Here is a 17913-nt window from a genome sequence, read left to right as displayed (position 1 = left end):
GCTGTCGCTCATGTTCATGGTTTCATTCCTATCGTTCGGCGGCTGCGTCACTGGCGGCGCCCACTCAAGACACGGGCAAGGATGTTAAGGGCTAGGATGGCAACGGTGATGATCAGCGCGCCGGCCCAGGCCAGTTGTTTGAGATCCTCACCGGCATCGGCGGCGAGCGTGTTGATGGCAACCGGCAGCGTGGCGATTGGACCGGTCACGCCCGCATTCATAAATTTGCTGTAACCGGCGGTGAAGAGAAGCGGCGCGGTTTCGCCGCTGATACGGGCGACGGCCAGCAGGATGCCGGTGAGGATGCCGGTCCAGGCGGAACGGTAGATCACCATCATCATGGACTTCCAGCGCGGCGCGCCGAGCGCGGCGGTCGCCTCACGAAGCGCATTTGGCACCAGCAACAGCATATCCTGCGTCGTGCGGTTGACGACCGGAAGGGCGATCAGCGCCAGCGCGAGGATGCCGGCGATGGCGGAGTTGCCGTGCATGGGCACGACCACGAGGCCGTAGACGAACACGCCGATGATGATCGAGGGTGCGGACAGCAAGATGTCGTTGATGAACTTGGCAGCCTCGGCAAGCTTGGTGCCGTTGGCATATTCCACCAGATAGGTGCCGGCGAGAATGCCGATCGGCGCGGCGATCAGGATGGCGCAGCCCGTGACCAGCACGGTGCCATAGATCGCGTTGATCAGACCACCGCGCGAGCCCTGCGCCGGGATCGACATCGTGAAGACGTCGAGGCTGAGTGCCGATACGCCGCGATAAAGCAGGGTCACAAGGATCACGCTGAGAAAGAATATGCCGAGGATGGCCGCGAGGAAGCACAAGGCCATCATCACCCGGTTCTTCCCATAGCGCCTCGACACGAGATTCTGACGAATTGCATTTTCCATGGGTGTTTTCCTCAATGCGCGTCGCCGCGGCCGATCATCCATCTCGCCGCTGCTAGCACGCAGAAGGAAAGGACGAACAGGAGCAGGCCGAGCGCGATCAGGCTCGACAATTGTAGACCGTCGGCATCGCCGAAGTTGTTCGCGATCTGGGCGGAAATGGTGGTGGACGGCGAAATGATCGACGATTGCAGACGGCTCACCGAGCCTACAACGAAGGTGACGGCCATGGTTTCGCCGAGCGCGCGGCCGAGGCCGAGCATGATGCCGCCGACGAGGCCGCGACGTGTATAGGGGATCAGGATGTGGCGGGCCACCTCCCATGTGGTCATGCCCATGCCGTAAGCGGATTCACGCAACATCGGCGGCACGGTGCTGAACACGTCGCGGGCGATCGCGGTGATGAACGGCAGGATCATGACAGCCAGCACGAGGCTTGCCGTCAACAGGCCGACGCCCGGGGCCGGCGGCTGGAACAGCAGGCCGATCAACGGCACTTGGCCGATCGTCATCATAAGGAAGGGCAGGATATAGTTCTGCATCAGCGGCACGAGAATGAACAGACCGACGATACCGTAGATAATGGAGGGCACACCGGCCAAAAGCTCGATGGCCGTGCTGATCGGACGTCGCAGGCTGCCGGGGCAAAGTTCCGTGAGGAAGATGGCAATGCCGATGCCGAGGGGAACGGCAATCAGCATGGCGATGAACGAACTCACCAGCGTACCGACCACGGCAGGCACTGCACCGTAGATGTCAACGGGAGCGCTCCACTTTGTGCCAAAGAGGAACGACAAGCCGAAGGTCTGGAAGGTTGGCAAGGCATCGATGACAAGAACCACCAGGATTGCCAGCAGCAGAAGCACGACAAGAGTAGCCGAGCCAAGCGTCATAAAATAGAAAATCCGATCCTGCATCCGGAATTTTCTGGTGCTGGCGGTGGTATCTATAGCCTGGAAGGCAGCCGTCTGAGTCGCGTCAGCCATCGATTTCCCCTTGTCCGTGACGAAAGGCGGACAGGGCTATACCCTGTCCGCCGCAACTTCTCACCCAGCACAAATTACTTCGTGCCGAAGTCCTTCTGCCAGGACTTCTCGACAATCTCGACGACATTGTCCGGGACTGCCAGATAAGACAGGGCGGTCGCGTCCTTCTGACCGTTCTGATAGGACCACTTGAAGAACTTCAGGGCCTCTTCGTTCTTAGCGGCATCGGCCGGCTTCTTGTAGAGCATAACCCAGGTCGAAGCGGCAATCGGCCAGCTCTTTTCGCCCGGCTGATTGGTGATGATCAGGTTGAAGTTCTTGGCATGAGCCCAATCGGCGTTGGAAGCAGCAGCCTTGAATGTATCGAGGCTAGGCTCGACAACCTTGCCGGCAGCGTTCTTCATCTTCGCGAAACCAATGTGGTTGGCGACGACGTAGGAATATTCAACGTAAGAGATCGAACCAGCCGTCTGGTTGACAGTGGTGGAAACGCCTTCGGAACCCTTGGCGCCAAAGCCGACCGGCCATTCAACTGCCGTGTTCGAACCAACCTTTTCTTTCCACTCCGGCGAAACCTTCGACAGGAAATCGGTGAAGTTGAAGGTCGTGCCCGAGCTGTCGGCGCGATAAACGACGGAGATCGCGGTGGAAGGCAGCTTCACGTCGGGGTTCAGGGCCTTGATGGCTGCATCGTCCCACTTGGCGACCTTGCCGAGGAAGATGTCGGCCAGCGTCTTGCCGTCGAGAACGAGTTCGCCCGGCTTTACGCCTTCAACGTTATAGGAAACGACGATACCGCCGGAGATCATCGGGAACTGGGCAATGCCGTTCTTCTCGAGGTCAGCGTCGCTCATCGGCTTATCCGAAGCGCCGAATACGATCGTCTTGTCGAGGAGCTGCTTGATGCCGGCGCCCGAACCGACCGACTGGTAGTTGACGACGTTGTTCGTCGCAGCCTTATAGCCTTCAGCCCACTTGGACATAACCGGCGCGATAAAGCTCGAGCCGGCGCCCGTGATGTCGGCAGCCGAGGCCGACACGGACATAGCCGCGATGAAGCCTGCAGTCAGGCAAAGCGAACGAAATTTCTGATTCAACATGATTGAACTCACTTCCTCAAGTGATGAATGGATGGCGAGCAGGATCTGAGCACGGAACGTCCCCATCGGTTCGTAACCCCCACCTCAATCTCCTGGCGACAGTGATGGCTCTAATCTCGCAGTGTTTCAGTTTGATGACAGTTTGGTGAAAGGCCAGTGACACAACTTGCGGCAATGAAAACGGCTATTTGCGCTGGCCGGCTAACAAATGCCTGCGCGCGTCCGAACGGCGCTGGCCGTCCTGATTTGATTCGACCGGCTTTGCGGCGCCGTCAGAGACGGATCACATAATCCTTTCGGGTGGTTTCAATGACTTCCCACGTCCCCTTAAAGCCGGGTCTCAGAATCATGCGATCGCCGGCACGCAGGTGAAAAGCCTCGCCATTTTCGGCAGTTACCACCGAGTAGCCGGAAAGGATATGGAAATACTCCCACTCGTCATAGACGATTCGCCATTTTCCGGGCGTTGCCTCCCATATGCCCGCGTAGAGGCCGCCATCAGCTTCCTCGACATTCCAGGTGCGGAACTTTGGCGCCCCGGAAACGATGCGATCGTCGGCGGGAGCACCGGTTTCCGGCTCGACGCCTTCGGGGTCCAATCGTAAATACGTTGTCATAAATCTTCCGTCCCGATCTGGAAACGCTCCGTGTCACACCTTCGCCAGCGCCTGCTCAAGGTCGGCGATGATGTCCTTGACGTCCTCGATGCCGATCGACAGGCGCACCACGTCCGGACCGGCGCCGGCTGCGATTTTCTGCTCGTCGGTGAGCTGCTTGTGCGTCGTCGAGGCAGGGTGGATGACCAGGGAGCGCGTGTCGCCGATATTGGCGAGATGGGAAAAGAGCTCCAGGCCTTCCACAAATCCCTTGCCCGCTTCATACCCGCCCTTCAATCCGAAGGTGAAGACGGAACCCGCCCCCTTGGGCGAATAGCGCTGTTGCAGCGGATGGTTCGGGTCGTCCTCAAGGCCGGCATAGTTCACCCAGGCCACCTTGTCCTGTCCTTTCAGCCAGCGGGCGACGGCGATCGCATTGTCGGAATGGCGCTGCATGCGCAGCGGCAACGTCTCGATGCCCGTAAGGATCAAGAAGGCATTGAAGGGGGAGATGGCAGGGCCGAGATCGCGCAGGCCGAGGACGCGGCAGGCGATGGCGAAAGCGAAATTGCCGAAGGTGGCGTGCAGCACGATGCCGTTATATTCCGGCCTCGGCGTCGACAGCATCGGATAATTGCCTGACGCGGACCAGTCGAAGGTGCCGCCATCGATGATCATGCCACCCATGGAATTGCCGTGGCCGCCCATGAATTTGGTCAGCGAATGGATGACGATGTCGGCGCCATGCTCCAACGGCCGGATGAGATAGGGGCTGGCCATGGTATTGTCGACGATCAGCGGCAGGCCGTGCCGGCGGGCAACGGCGGCGATCGCCTCGATGTCGACGAAGGTACCGCCGGGATTGGCGAGGCTTTCAATGTAGATGCCGCGGGTGCGGCTGTCGATCTGTGTCTCGAACGTGGCCGGATCGGCGGAGTCGGCCCAGCGCACATGCCAATCGAAATTCTGGAAGGAGTGGCCGAACTGATTGATCGAGCCACCGTAGAGCTGCCTAGCGGCGACGAAATTGTCGCCCGGCTGCATGATGGTGTGAAAGACGAGCATCTGAGCGGCATGACCGGAGGCGACGGCGAGGCCGGCCGTGCCTCCTTCGAGGGCGGCCACCCGTTCCTCGAGTACGGCCTGGGTCGGGTTCATGATGCGCGTGTAGATATTGCCGAACTGCTGCAGCCCGAAGAGTGCGGCGGCGTGGTCCGCATCCTGAAAGACGAAGGAGGTCGTCTGATAGATCGGTGTCGCGCGGGCGCCCGTCGTCGGGTCCGGCTGCGCGCCCGCATGAATCGCCAGCGTGTCGAAACCTGGATTGTTGGTCGGCATGCCCTCTCCTTCCGCCCATACTATTATAACGGGAGGATCATAGCGTCTCAGGCCTTAAAGTTAACCGCGAACTTTGCCGAGCTTTTCCGCTCACGGAAAAAACCTGCCATCTTTCGGCGATATCGCGCGACAAAATGGTCAGCTTTTCGCAGTAGTCAGGCGCAGGCTGTCGGGGTCAGGCGACCAGGCGCGGATATTCGATGGCCGGGCAGCGATCCATGACGACCTTGACACCGGCCGCTTCCGCTCTCGCAGCGGCGGCATCGTCTCTGACGCCGAGCTGGCCCCAAATGACCGGCGGCCTCGGCTCGATCATGATCGTCTCCTCGACCACCGAGCGCAGATATTCCGGTGCACGGAAGACATCAACCATGTCGACCGGCTCGGGAATATCGGCCAGATGACCAAAGACCCATTGTCCGAGGATCTCCTTGCCGGCCTGCCCGGGATTGACGGGAATGACGCGATAGCCTCGCGCCATCAGGTAGGCCATGACGCCGTTGCTAGGCCGCGCGGGATTGGGCGATGCGCCAACAAGCGCAATGGTCCGTACGGATAAAAGGATATCGGCGATATAAGAATCCTCGTAGCGGTCATGGTTCATCACGGAGCCTCCCTTTGGATCACACTTGCGTTTTGCCACAAATCCGGAAACCACGGCCGCGGCTTTCGCGTATATATAGGTATTATAACAATTTCAGGGAGAATTGCTCCGATGAAAAAAATCATCCTGCTGAGCCTGCTGATTGCCTCCGCCGCCAGCCCGGCCTTGGCGATCTCACGGTACAACTCCATGTCCTTCACCTGTGGCCAGGCTAAGGCGATCATAGACCGCGAACGGGCGGTAATCATGCGCTATCCGTCCACCAGGGTGCGCAACATGACGCTCTATGATCGTGTCGTTTCTGACAGCAATGCCTGCGATCCCGGCTACTATGCCTATCAGGACTATATTCCGACCAAGGACAGGCCCAACTGCCCCGTCTACACATGTCGGCCGTCGACCGATTTCGACGACGATGATTTGCTCATCCCGCATCGATAGCAGCACGGCAAAGCAGGTTGCTAGCCTCTCTCGATCTCGATTTGCGCATGGGATTGTGGTTCAGCCTGCATCGCGTTGATCGCGATGCGGTGCAGTTTTGCCCCGCGGCCGCAATTTGGTTACTCCCCAAAACGTGCCGTTCCTTAATCATGATAGCACGATAACATCCTCATAGCGCTTTGGATGTTATCGGAATAACCCCAGACAATGCGTTCACCCGGCATGCAATTTTTGTTCTCTCTTCATTCCCCTGTAAATTAGAAACACCTCATGGTTGCGCGAATAAATAGAACAAATAGCGAACGCTCAACCGCACTTTTCTATGGATTTATTGAGGAAAGCAACAGCCAGAAGCATGTAAACCCACACATGTTGTTGCTTTTGGAGTATTGAGCGTCAATGGCATCCCGTATACCCACAAATCATCAAACTCTCGCCCGTTGCCGGGTAATTTCGAGGTCTCCGTGTCCGCTGACGTTATCGTTCTCGTCCTCTTCGGCGCCCTGCTGCACGCAACGTGGAATGCAATCATCAAGGCGGGAACGGAGAAGTCCCTGGATGCCGCAATGGTTGCAGCCGGCGGCGCGGTCACTGCCCTGCCCTTTCTGCCGTTTCTGCCGTTGCCGGCTTCGGCCGCCTGGCCCTTCATCGGCGCCTCGGCGATCCTGCAATTTGCTTATTTTCAGTTGGTAGCCGCGGCCTACCGCGCCGGCGACATCGGTCTCGTCTATCCGCTGATGCGCGGGGTGGCGCCACTGATCATCGTTGCGACCAGCGGATTCATCCTTCGGGAGACGCTGTCCAGCGGTGCTCTGCTCGGTACGATGACGATCTGCGCCGGAATATTGACGCTTGCCTTCGAAGCCCGGAAGGGCGGCCGGCAGTCCATCGTGCTTGCTTTGTCGAACGCGGTGGTCATCGCCACCTATACCTATGTCGATGGTATCGGCGCACGCCTTTCCGGCAATTCCATATCCTATACGCTGTGGATGTCGCTCCTGCCGCCGGTGCTACTGTTTGCCTGGGCAATCTCGCAGCGCGGCTTTTCCGTTGTCGCCGCCCATGTCCGCTACAATTGGTGGCGCGGCCTAATCGGCGGCGGCGGTTCGCTGACGTCCTATGGCCTGGCATTGTGGGCGATGACCAAGGCGCCCGTCGCCATGGTGGCGGCGCTACGCGAGACATCGATCCTATTTGCACTGGTGATTTCGGTGGTCATCCTGAAGGAGCGATCGAGCATCTGGCGTTATGTCGCCGGTGCCATTATTGCAGGCGGCGTGTTGGTTCTAAGACTGGCCTAAAGATGAGAAATATGGGGTATTGAAATACCGTATATTTAACCTATTGATTCTGTTCACGAATTTTTCAGACAGCCAAATCCTGTCTTATTGACCTCAACAGCTATTCCCTTTATAAGCCGCGCCAGATCGCAGCCTTTCCGGGCTGCTTTCTTTTTGGCGCGCGTTTCGCTCGCCAAACCAAGCAACAAGAAACGCCCTGATGCCTTCGGGTCCAGGGTCCCAAAAGAGAGTATTCAACATGGCAACCTTCTCCCAGAAGCCTGCAGAGGTGGAGAAGAAGTGGGTTCTCATCGACGCCGAAGGGCTCGTCGTTGGCCGTCTCGCTTCTCTCATCGCAATGCGTCTGCGTGGCAAGCATAAGGCTACCTTCACACCGCACGTCGACGACGGCGACAACGTCATCGTCATCAATGCCGACAAGGTCGTCTTCACCGGCAAGAAGTACGAAGACAAGGTTTACTACTGGCACACCGGTTACGCCGGCGGCATCAAGGAGCGCACCGCTCGCCAGATCATCGAAGGCCGCTTCCCGGAGCGCGTTCTCGAGAAGGCTGTCGAACGCATGGTTCCGCGCGGCCCGCTCGGCCGTCGCCAGATGAAGAACCTGCGCGTCTACGCCGGCTCCAACCATCCCCATGAAGCCCAGCAGCCGGTCGTTCTCGACGTGGCCAAGCTGAACAAGAAGAACGTAAGGAGCGCCTGATAATGGCTGATCTCTCTTCCCTGAAGGATCTCGGCACGGCATCGGAAGCTGCTGCTCCGGTTCACGTCCGCAAGGTCGACTCGCTTGGCCGTTCCTACGCGACCGGCAAGCGCAAGGACGCCGTCGCCCGCGTTTGGGTCAAGGCCGGCTCCGGCAAGATCATCGTCAACGGCAAGGACTACACGGCATATTTCGCCCGTCCGGTTCTGCAGATGATCCTGCGCCAGCCGATCGTCGCTGCTGCCCGTGACGGCCAGTTCGACATCGTTGCCACCGTCGCCGGCGGCGGTCTTTCCGGCCAGGCCGGTGCCGTTCGTCACGGCCTGTCCAAGGCGCTCACCTACTTCGAACCGGGCCTGCGCTCGGTCCTGAAGAAGGGCGGCTTCCTGACCCGCGACAGCCGCGTCGTCGAACGCAAGAAGTACGGCCGTGCCAAGGCACGTCGTTCGTTCCAGTTCTCCAAGCGTTAATCGCTTATCCGAGATTGGATTTTGGAAAGGCCGGGTTCGCCCGGCCTTTTTGTTTATGTGGAGTGCCGCCCCCGCTTAGGTCTTCCGGTCGTTCAGCCCGCCCAGCCAATACCGGGATGGGTCAGCGCTTTTTTTGCTTCCTGATCGTATGATCGACTATAGAGGAGCGGGACAGGAACCGTACGGGGACGGAAATGAGATCTGACGGGCTAAGCTTGATCTCTTCGCTGGCGCTTGCGGTTCTCTGCGCAACCGCGGCTTTTTCAGCGGATACCGTAACGACGATCGAGGCAACGCCGGTACCCATGGAAAGCATGCGGGATTTCCTGCAAGCCAATCCGGACTGTCAGCAATTTACCGATCAATGTTCGATCTGCACCGTTGCCAACGGAAAGGCCGAATGCTCCACGCCGCAAATCGCATGCGTGAAAAAGGCGTATCAATGCACTGCACGCGCAAAGCAGTAGCTGGGAAAGCCGCCTGCTTGCAATTAGCGCCGATGTCTCCTAACTCGAGTCAGCCGAAGGCACATCACGACCCGGGCCTAGTTTCCACGCAAGGAGAATCCCATGCCGAGCACGTCGATCGATCACGCCTTTTCAGCCACCAGCCTGACGTCGGCGGCCAGCGATCCGACTTTTGCGGGCGCGCTCTCCTTCATGCGCCGGCGATTCACCAAGTCGCTTGAGGGCGTCGACGCCGTCGTCTGGGGCATTCCCTTCGATGCGGCCACATCCAACCGCCCCGGAACGCGTTTCGGGCCGCAGGCGATCCGTCGCGCGTCGGCAATCTTCGACAATGATCCGCAATATCCTTTCCATCGCGACCTCTTCGCCGAAATGGCCGTCATCGATTACGGCGATTGCCTGCTCGACTACGGCAACCACCAGGAGACGCCGGCGGCGATCGAGCGGCAGGCCAACACGATCCTCGATAGCGGCGCATTTTTGCTGACGCTCGGCGGCGACCATTTCGTCACCTGGCCTTTGCTGAAGGCGCACGCAGCCAAACATGGCCCCTTGGCGCTGGTGCAGTTCGATGCGCATCAGGACACGTGGTTCGACGACGGCAAGCGCATCGACCACGGCTCCTTCGTCGCACGCGCTGCCCGTGACGGCTTGATCGATGCCGACCGGTCCATCCAGATCGGCATCCGCACGCATGCGCCGGAGGATTATGGCATTCGGGTTCTCTACGGCCATGAAGCCGAGGATATGAGCGCTGCCGATATCGCGTCGGCGATCATCTCCCATACCAAAGGCGCGCCCGTCTACCTGACCTTCGATATAGACTGCCTCGATCCGGCCTATGCGCCCGGCACAGGCACACCGGTCGCTGGTGGTCCGTCGAGTGCGAAAATCCTCTCGGTACTGCAGCGCCTGCGTCAGCTCGACATCAGGGGCGCCGATGTCGTCGAAGTCTCCCCTGCCTATGACCATGCCGACATCACTGCCATTGCCGGAGCAACGGTGGCGATGTATATGCTCGGTCTCCACGCCGAAAGGCGTGCGATCAGCCGCTGACCGCGACTGTTATCATTTTGAATCAACTCCATGGCAAACTGAGTCCGGAAACACTCTGAACCTATTGAAAGAGCAGGATTAAAATGGCACCGAAAATCTTCATCGACGGCGAACACGGAACCACGGGCTTGCAGATCCGCACGCGCATGGCCGACCGCCGCGATGTCGAGCTTCTGTCTATTCCGGAAGCCGAGCGGCGCAATGCCGCGATGCGCGAAGACATGCTGAACAACGCCGATATCGCCATTCTCTGCCTGCCCGACGATGCGTCGAAGGAAGCGGTGAAGATGGTTTCGGCCAACAACAATGTCCGCGTCATCGACACCTCCACCGCCCATCGCGTCAATCCCGGCTGGGCCTATGGTTTTGCCGAAATGGACAAGGATCAGGGCGACAAGATCAAGGCCGCCCGTTTCGTCGCCAACCCCGGCTGCTATCCGACCGGCGCCATCGGCCTCATCCGGCCGCTGCGTGCTGCCGGCATCCTGCCCGACGGCTATCCCGTCACCATCAATGCCGTTTCCGGCTATACCGGCGGCGGCAAGCAGATGATCGCGCAGATGGAAAATGCCGATCATCCCGATGCGATCACCGCACCGCACTTCCTCTATGGCCTGCCGCTGACCCACAAGCATGTGCCGGAGATGACGACGCATGGCCTGCTTGACCGCGCGCCGATCTTCTCGCCGTCGGTCGGCAAGTTCCCGCAGGGCATGATCGTGCAGGTGCCGTTGCATCTCGACGATCTCGCTGAAGGCGCGACGCTGGAAAGCATCCATGCTGCGCTGGCCGCCCATTATGCCGGTCAGGATATCGTGCAGGTCATCTCGCTGGCGGAGAGCCGCGCGTTGCCGCGCGTCAACGCCATCGAACTGGCCGGCCAGGATACGATGAAGCTGTTCGTATTCGGCACGCCAGGCACCACACAGGTCAACCTCGTCGCCCTGCTCGACAACCTCGGCAAGGGTGCTTCGGGAGCTGCGGTCCAGAACATGGACCTGATGCTGAGCGCCTGAACTTCCCACCCTAATCAACATCCAAAATTAAGAGAGCCCCAGCCAATCACCTCATGCAGGTCGATCGGCTGGGCTCGATCTATTCCAGACTGAAGTCACCTTCGGTGCGCCTGCCATTTGGAATCATCCCGGGTCACTGACGGCAACGATTTGCAATGCGCAGCGATGTCGATCCGGCCGATCGTTGGCTTTCTGATATATTTGAACGCACTTTATTAGCCTCTCGCCACAAATCAGCCCCGATCACCTGTTCGGGCTTTCGCCGCCGCAATAGTCGCGGTCATGGCAACAGACAATTCCAAGATCGGGTCGGCGTAAAGGAATTGGTTACCATAATTCGGCATGCTTTCCGACAGTCGGCAATGTCACGACCGGACGCAGGTTTTGTGTCCCGGCGTAGGCACTTTTGTGAGCCGGCATGGTGCGTATGTAGTTTGGATAACGAGTATCATGGCGTTTGCGACCGAGACGTTCGGTAACTTCAATTCCCGTTCCGGGTATGCTCTGCGCCGGAAAAAATCCCGAGGGATCAGTCCGGGTACGGCCATCACCGGCGTCGCGGTGGTGGTGTTCGCATGGGTGGCCGCCACTTTGATGACCACGCAATCGATGGTTCTGTCTCTGCCCGGTGCCGATATTTCGTCGGAGACTTCGCTGACGCCGAGAGCATCCGCCTTCATCGTGCCACAGGGGAACATCCCACATGCGGCGCGCCTTGCCAGTCAGACCGTGCCCATGGGCGGAAGAATACGGGTAGGAGGTATGTCCGCCGACGAGAAGCGAGAAGCCATTGCACACTCCAAAGCGATCCTGGCGCGCGCACTGATCAAGCAGCAATTGGCGAGCGCGCTATCGCAGCAGGCCTCAGATCTCGCACGGGCTCAAACCGCGTCGGCCGTTGCCAAGAACGACGCACCGACCTCGCCGGAAACGGTCGTGCATCTGCGCGATGCCGAGGTTGCGCTGGGCAAACCCGCAATCCAGGCCGTAGGGCCAAATACGGCTGCTCTGGATCATCCGGGCAAGGACGGTCTGCCGGTCGCAGCGCCCGCAAGCGATGCACCGCCCACCGAGATGGCGTCGGCCGCCGGAACGATCGACCGCGCGGTTGCGGAGAGCCTCGCGACGACGGCTTCCAGCGATCTTGCATCGCAGCCTTTCAACATCATCCCGATGCCACGTCCGGACCTGGTGCCCGCCACAGATGGCGCATCATCGGACGCCGGAACCATCGATCTTGCGGAAGCGGAAGACATGTCGGCTGTCGAGGACTTACCTTCCGTCGTGCCGCTGCCGCGCCCGGCCCATGTTGTTGCAAGGGCCACCGCCTCGGACGCTGCCGACGAAGCTGACACGTCGCCGACGCAAGAGTTGGCCTATGCCAAGCCGGAAGAAGAGGTGAAGCGGTCGCGGCCGTTCCTCAACCCGTTCGCCGCCCTTACCCCGCGGGGCGGCACCGCCATCTACGATATTTCGGCCGGAACCGTCTACCTGCCGAGCGGCGAACGCCTCGAAGCGCATTCCGGCCTCGGCCACATGCGCGACAATCCTCGCTATGTCGACCGCAAAAACACCGGCCCGACGCCGCCTGAAACTTATAACCTGACCTATAGGGAAAGCCTGTTCCACGGCGTGCAGGCGCTGCGCCTGACGCCCGCAAACGGCGCCCGCGTCTATGGCCGCGTCGGCTTGCTGGCTCACACGTACATGCTCAGAAGCGGCCGTGGCGAATCGAATGGCTGCGTGGTCTTCAAGGATTACAGCCGCTTCCTGGCTGCCTTCAAGCGCGGCGAAATCAAGCGTATACAAGTGGTGGCGCGTCTGTCGTCGGCACCCAGCAATATTGCATCGCGCTGAGTTTTGCGAAACGGGAGCGAGGCGATTGTCCGCCTCAGTTCCTCACAGCGATGACTGTCTGATGCGGATATTCGCCATAGAAACCGCGCCAATTGGCGATGGCAAAGCCGAAGACGATGAGGGCGCCGGCCTGATGAGCCAATGCCAGGTGTAGCGGCACCTGCAGGAGCAACGTCGAAATGCCGAGGATCGCCTGGATCAACACTAGAACGAACAGCACGACCGAACGGCGGGCATGCGTCGTCTGCGCCGCAGCAAGCAGCGAGATGATCATGTTGATGGCAACCACGGTAAAAAGCGCATAGGCGCCGAGACGGTGGACATATTGCACCATCTTCGGGTTTTCGAAGAAATTGATCCAGCCCGGAGATTGCGCGAACAGCCCGCCCGGCACCACAGCGCCATCCATCAGCGGCCAGGTATTATAGGAGAGACCGGCGTCGAGGCCGGCAACCAGCGCGCCGAGATAGATCTGGAATAGCGCCATGAAGGTGATGAGGCCGGCAAGCTTTGCCGAATAACGCGTCGGCGCCGGGTCGTTGGAATGCGGCGACAGCGCGCGCATGAACCACATGCAGGCGGCAAAGATCAGGCAAGCGGTAACGAGATGAGTGGCGAGGCGATACTGGCTGACGTCGGTGCGCGCTTCGAGGCCGGACGAGACCATCCACCAGCCAATCGCCCCCTGCAGGCCGCCGAGCACGAAAATACCACCGAGCGGCAGCCATAGCTTGCGCTCAACGCGGCCGGTCAGAACGAAGAACAGCAACGGCAGGCCGAAGATGACACCCATGGCGCGGGCGAGCAGCCGATGGGCCCATTCCCACCAGAAGATGCCTTTGAACTCATCGACCGTCATATCCTTGTTCAACTGCTCGAACTGCGGGATGCGTTTATAGAGGTCGAATTCCTCCTGCCATTCCTGCGCATTGAGCGGCGGGATGACACCATGGATCGGCTGCCATTCGGTGATCGACAGGCCAGAATTGGTCAAACGCGTCGCTCCGCCGACGAGCACCAGGGCAAAGAGCGCCAAAAGCACACAGGCAAGCCAGATGCGGATAGCGCGGCGATTGCGGTCCTGGCGGGCCACTTCGTTCAAAACGGCCTGTTCCGACGTGAAATTAGCGACAACCATGGGATCTCCCTTCAATCCGGCTGTTGATTTGCCTGATAGGGGCGTGCAAAACAAGTCCCGAGACTTTGCGGCATGCCGTCGCGGCACGCCGTCGAGAGAGGAGAGACCAACCTTGCCCCTTCGCCTGCGCAAATTCATCGGCATGATCCTGCTCGTTCTGCTGGTCGTCATCTATGCGATCGTGGCGATGATCGTGGCGGTGCGCACGCTTGGCGACCAACCCGGCTGGGTACATTTCCTCTATTTCCTCATCAGCGGCATCATCTGGGTGCTACCGGCGATGGGCATCATCAAATGGATGGCCGGGCCTCGTCCACAATAGGCCCCACCTTATTCAAGCGATTTCGGATTTACTTAGGGATAACCGTGATCAACGGGAAACCTGTCTGATCATCTCGCCTTAAACCAAAAATAAGTCGCCTGCGCTGAAGACTGCGTGCAAATGCCGTCCGATTGGAGACGCCCAAATGCAGGCGCAGAAGATGCAAACGCAGAAGCTCGATATCGGAGCCATGCCCGTTGCGGCTGCGATAGGCGACGGCATGCGCCTCGACGTCTTCGACAGCATGGCACCGCTTGAGGCCGAATGGCGGGCGCTGGAACAAGACGATCTTGCCTCGCTACATCAGAGCTACGATTGGTGCGCCGCCTGGGTCGAGACCTTTGGGTATCCGCTGGCAATCATCCACGGCTCTTTCAACGACCGCACCGCCTTTATCCTGCCGCTCGAAATCATCCGCACCCAGGGTATCCGCCGTGCCGAATTCATCGGCGCGCGTCACAGCAACATCAATACCGGCCTGTTCTCCGGCGAATTTCTGGAAACAGCGGAGAATGGCCTGTCGGCAGCGCAGCAGGCAGAGATCGCGCAGGCATTGCGAGGCAAGGCCGACCTGATGGTTCTGCGCAACGTGCCGCTGGAATGGCGCGGCCGCAAAAGCCCCCTCGCCTCGATGCCGGCTATCGAGAACCAGAACCATGCCTTTCAATTGCCGTTCCTCGGCACTTTCGAAGCGTCGCTGAAGCAGGTCAATGCCAAGCGACGGCGCAAGAAATTCAAACATCAGACCCGCATTCTCAATGAAAAAGGCGGCTACGACTATGTGATCGCGGCCCCTGATGAGCGGGATGCCCTGCTCGATCTGTTCTTTCGGCAGAAAGCGGTGCGCTTCGAAGCGGCGGGCCTGCCGGATGTGTTTCAGGATGCGCCGACCCAAACAGTGCTGCACAGGCTGCTAGAGCTTGATAACAAGGAGCGATCCTATGCTGCGCTGGAAATGCACGCGCTGCGGCTGAAGGGTGAGCATGAGGGGCATATCCCTGCGGTCGCCGCTCTGTCACGCAAGGGCGATCATGTCATCTGCCAGTTTGCCTCGATCGACGAGACGCTGGTTGCCGAGGCGAGCCCTGGCGAACTGCTGTTCTGGCTGATGATCGAGCGGTTTCACCGCGAAGGTGTCAGCCTCTTCGATTTTGGCATCGGCGACCAGATCTACAAGCGCTCCTGGTGCCCGACAGAAACGACACAGCACGACCTGATCCTGCCGGTTTCGGGGATCGGCCATGCGGCGGCTTTCGCGCAACGGGGAGTGACGCGCGCCAAGGCGGCCATCAAGGCCAATCCGCAGCTCTATGGATTCATCCAGCGGCTGCGAGCGCGGCAAGGCGGCAGAGACGCCCCTGCGGCGGAGGCTGAGAAGGACTGATCAGGCGGCGTGCTGGCGCGCGTCAGGGCCATGTTCCTGACGCCAGCCGGACATCAGGATGATGTGCTCATAGCCGGCCTTCTGGAATTCCGTCATTGCCGTCATGAATTGGTTCTCGTCCGGCTCCGGCATGGAGAGGATGATTTCGGTATCCTTGCTGCGCGTCAGCCGGGCGACGCCCGAGACGTCCGCGGCGCCACACTCGACCAAGACGATATCATAGGCCGAGCCGAGTGCATCGAGGATGAGGGACAGGCGGTCGGCGCCGCGCATGGCCCGCCCGAGATCGCTGGTGCCTTGGGGCACGAGATGGGCATCGGAAAGACGGTCGGGATGAATGGTATCGGCAAAGGCGGCCTCGCCGCAAAGCAGATCGGTTACCCCGGAAAGGCCGGCAGTTTCGGCCATCAATCGCGACGGGCAGCCCGTTCCAGTCATATCGACCAGCACGATGCGGCGTCCGGCATCCGATATGGTGCGGGCCAGCATCACGGTCGCCGTGGATCCATTGTCGCCGGTCGGCGATATGGCGATGGCGAGGCGGGAGTCGCGTTCGATCAGATAATCGGCAACCGACTGGATGGAAAAATCCTCTTCGTCTTCCACCTCGTCGATGATCTCTTGTGGCCGATGACCAAGATCGACCGCTGCTTCCATCTCCCGCGCCAGTGCCTCGTCGGCAACGACGGAGAGCATGCTGGCGGGCACGTCTCCTCGACGGGATGCGGGAACGACTTTGGCGGGGACGCCGTCGATTACGGTTTCCGCAAGAGCGGCAGGTTCCTTCCGGGCCACGACTTCGGGCTCGAGCGGGCCAACCGGACGCAACGCACGGCCGCTGAAGAGTTCGGCCAGCATGATGACGATTGAGGTCAGAATGAAGGTTGCAAGCGTCGCGACGACGACGATCGGACCGATCTTCGGGAAATAGGGATCGACCGGTTCGACGGCCTGGGAGACCACGCGGGCATCCGCCGGGCTCGAATTCTTGTCGACGCGGGAAGCGGCTTCACGGTAGCGGGCGAGATAGGTTTCCAGCAATTGCCGCTCAGCGGTCGCTTCGCGTTCCAGTGCGTTGAGGCCGACTTCATCTTCCCCTGCCCTGGCGCTATCAGCCTTCAACGTGTTCGACTGGCCGACGAGCTGCTGCTCGCGCAGTTGCGCCACCTTGGCTTCATTCTCGATGCTGGCAAGGATCTTCTTAGTTTCACGGTCGATCTGCTGGCGGATGTCGGCGAGCTGAGCGCGCAGGCTTCTCAGCCGCGGGTGGCCATCCATCAGCGTCGTCGAGAGATCCGAGATCTGCGATTCCAGATTGGACTCCGTCGCCTTCAGCCGCTGAATGGTCTGCGAGCCCGAAACATCGGCGAGCGTATCGGTGGAACGGCCGGTGGCCAGTGCGCTGCGAACGGCCTGGGCCCGCGCCTCGGCATTGGCCCTTTCGCCGCGCACCTGCGCCAGTTGGCCGGAAATATCGGCAAGCTGCTGCGTCGCGAAGGTATTGTTATCGCTGGTTTGCAAGAGACCGTTGGCGGAGCGATAGTCGGCGACCTTCTTCTCGGCTTCGTTGACCTTGTTGCGCAGATTGGCGATCTCGGGCTCCAGCCAGCGGGTCGCCTCGGTATTGGAATCAAGCTTGGCACCGCTTTGCATCGACAGGTAGACCTGCGCCATAGCGTTCGGAACGCTGGCCGCCAAATCCGGAGCGCGGGAGGTGAAGCTGATACCAATGACGCGCGAGCTGTTGATCTGATAGACCTGAAGCTTACTGGTGAAGGCGTCGAGCATCCGCTCTTCCGGCGCCTTGTCGAGCGGGCTCTTTTTCAGGTGCAACATGACAAGAATGTCGGAAAACGCCGAGCTCTTGGTGGCGGCATCGAACTCCGGGCGCTCGTAGAGCTTCAGGTTGGTAATCACCTGCTTGATGAGATCGGCCGATTGCAAGATCTGCACCTGGCTGGCGATGTTGAGTTCATCGAGCAGCGGACCGGAGCTGGCATCATTGTTCTGCGCCGTGGTCGCAAAGGCCGGCGCACGCTGTTCGATCAGAATGCGCGTTTCGCTGCGATATTCCGGCGAGACGATCTTGGCAACGGCAAATGCCAGACAAGCGCCGACCAGAGTGATGGCGATGACGCGTACCCGGCGCTGCCAAACGGCGCGAAAAAGCTGCGCTAGGTCAATATCGACATCCTGCTGGCTGCTGTTGACGCCGGGCATACACAAGAACTCCGTAAT

Annotated in this window: 18 protein-coding genes; 10 read left to right on the top strand and 8 right to left on the bottom strand. The window is 59.9% G+C overall.

The features are described from left to right. Window positions 1–47: 47 nt before the first annotated feature. The 6 genes from pstA to QA648_RS04740 form a co-directional block, all read right to left on the bottom strand. Entirely contained in the window at window positions 48–899 is an 852-nt protein-coding gene (gene pstA, locus QA648_RS04765; RefSeq protein ID WP_104822658.1) for a phosphate ABC transporter permease PstA, read from the bottom strand. An 11-nt stretch (window positions 900–910) separates the two neighbouring features. Beyond that, window positions 911–1882 (bottom strand): phosphate ABC transporter permease subunit PstC, encoded by a 972-nt coding sequence (gene pstC / locus QA648_RS04760; RefSeq protein WP_104822657.1) that lies wholly within the window; start codon window positions 1880–1882, stop codon window positions 911–913. A gap of 74 nt (window positions 1883–1956) precedes the next feature. After that, window positions 1957–2928 (bottom strand): phosphate ABC transporter substrate-binding protein PstS, encoded by a 972-nt coding sequence (gene pstS / locus QA648_RS04755; protein WP_245463973.1) that lies wholly within the window; start codon window positions 2926–2928, stop codon window positions 1957–1959. 326 nt (window positions 2929–3254) lie between these two features. Next, window positions 3255–3599: a cupin domain-containing protein gene (locus QA648_RS04750; RefSeq protein ID WP_104822656.1), complete on the bottom strand. Its 345-nt coding sequence runs from the start codon at window positions 3597–3599 to the stop codon at window positions 3255–3257. 33 nt (window positions 3600–3632) lie between these two features. Continuing rightward, entirely contained in the window at window positions 3633–4916 is a 1284-nt protein-coding gene (locus QA648_RS04745; RefSeq protein ID WP_283049935.1) for an O-acetylhomoserine aminocarboxypropyltransferase, read from the bottom strand. Between the two features lie 175 nt (window positions 4917–5091). Then, the gene (locus tag QA648_RS04740) at window positions 5092–5520 is read right to left on the bottom strand and encodes a CoA-binding protein (RefSeq protein WP_028753980.1); all 429 of its coding nucleotides are present in this window, start codon (window positions 5518–5520) and stop codon (window positions 5092–5094) included. Window positions 5521–5631: 111 nt separating this feature from the next. On the opposite strand from QA648_RS04740, the gene QA648_RS04735 reads away from it, so the two are divergent. From QA648_RS04735 to QA648_RS04700, 8 genes are all read left to right on the top strand, one after another. Next, the gene (locus tag QA648_RS04735; protein WP_104822654.1) at window positions 5632–5961 is read left to right on the top strand and encodes a hypothetical protein; all 330 of its coding nucleotides are present in this window, start codon (window positions 5632–5634) and stop codon (window positions 5959–5961) included. A 464-nt stretch (window positions 5962–6425) separates the two neighbouring features. Further along, a complete protein-coding gene (locus QA648_RS04730; RefSeq protein ID WP_283049932.1) occupies window positions 6426–7262 on the top strand; it encodes an EamA family transporter in 837 nt (278 codons plus the stop codon). A gap of 238 nt (window positions 7263–7500) precedes the next feature. Beyond that, the gene (gene rplM / locus QA648_RS04725; protein ID WP_104822652.1) at window positions 7501–7965 is read left to right on the top strand and encodes a 50S ribosomal protein L13; all 465 of its coding nucleotides are present in this window, start codon (window positions 7501–7503) and stop codon (window positions 7963–7965) included. 2 nt (window positions 7966–7967) lie between these two features. Beyond that, the gene (rpsI, locus tag QA648_RS04720) at window positions 7968–8435 is read left to right on the top strand and encodes a 30S ribosomal protein S9 (RefSeq protein ID WP_028753976.1); all 468 of its coding nucleotides are present in this window, start codon (window positions 7968–7970) and stop codon (window positions 8433–8435) included. A gap of 194 nt (window positions 8436–8629) precedes the next feature. Further along, on the top strand, window positions 8630–8902 hold the full coding sequence (locus QA648_RS04715) for a hypothetical protein (protein ID WP_158704429.1): 273 nt from the start codon (window positions 8630–8632) through the stop codon (window positions 8900–8902). A 102-nt stretch (window positions 8903–9004) separates the two neighbouring features. Continuing rightward, entirely contained in the window at window positions 9005–9958 is a 954-nt protein-coding gene (gene speB, locus QA648_RS04710) for an agmatinase (protein WP_104822650.1), read from the top strand. A gap of 83 nt (window positions 9959–10041) precedes the next feature. Then, entirely contained in the window at window positions 10042–10974 is a 933-nt protein-coding gene (argC, locus tag QA648_RS04705) for an N-acetyl-gamma-glutamyl-phosphate reductase (RefSeq protein WP_104822649.1), read from the top strand. 450 nt (window positions 10975–11424) lie between these two features. After that, window positions 11425–12831 (top strand): tlde1 domain-containing protein, encoded by a 1407-nt coding sequence (locus tag QA648_RS04700; protein ID WP_104822648.1) that lies wholly within the window; start codon window positions 11425–11427, stop codon window positions 12829–12831. A gap of 34 nt (window positions 12832–12865) precedes the next feature. Here the strand turns inward: QA648_RS04700 and QA648_RS04695 are convergent, their stop codons facing one another. Continuing rightward, window positions 12866–13969 (bottom strand): COX15/CtaA family protein, encoded by a 1104-nt coding sequence (locus QA648_RS04695; RefSeq protein WP_104822647.1) that lies wholly within the window; start codon window positions 13967–13969, stop codon window positions 12866–12868. A 112-nt stretch (window positions 13970–14081) separates the two neighbouring features. Between QA648_RS04695 and QA648_RS04690 the strand changes: the two genes are divergently transcribed. Together QA648_RS04690 and QA648_RS04685 are read left to right on the top strand one after the other, a co-directional pair. Continuing rightward, the gene (locus QA648_RS04690; RefSeq protein WP_104822646.1) at window positions 14082–14291 is read left to right on the top strand and encodes a DUF2842 domain-containing protein; all 210 of its coding nucleotides are present in this window, start codon (window positions 14082–14084) and stop codon (window positions 14289–14291) included. A 145-nt stretch (window positions 14292–14436) separates the two neighbouring features. Further along, a complete protein-coding gene (locus QA648_RS04685) occupies window positions 14437–15675 on the top strand; it encodes a GNAT family N-acetyltransferase (protein WP_245463940.1) in 1239 nt (412 codons plus the stop codon). On the opposite strand, the gene QA648_RS04680 is transcribed toward QA648_RS04685, so the two are convergent. Beyond that, on the bottom strand, window positions 15676–17895 hold the full coding sequence (locus tag QA648_RS04680) for a Wzz/FepE/Etk N-terminal domain-containing protein (RefSeq protein ID WP_283049931.1): 2220 nt from the start codon (window positions 17893–17895) through the stop codon (window positions 15676–15678). It lies immediately after the preceding gene. Between the last annotated feature and the right edge of the window lie 18 nt (window positions 17896–17913).

It is taken from the genome of Rhizobium sp. CB3171 (assembly GCF_029714265.1).
Classification (GTDB): domain Bacteria; phylum Pseudomonadota; class Alphaproteobacteria; order Rhizobiales; family Rhizobiaceae; genus Rhizobium.
The sequence above is the reverse complement of the archived record's forward strand: the minus strand, read 5'-3'. Positions and strand labels throughout refer to the sequence as shown.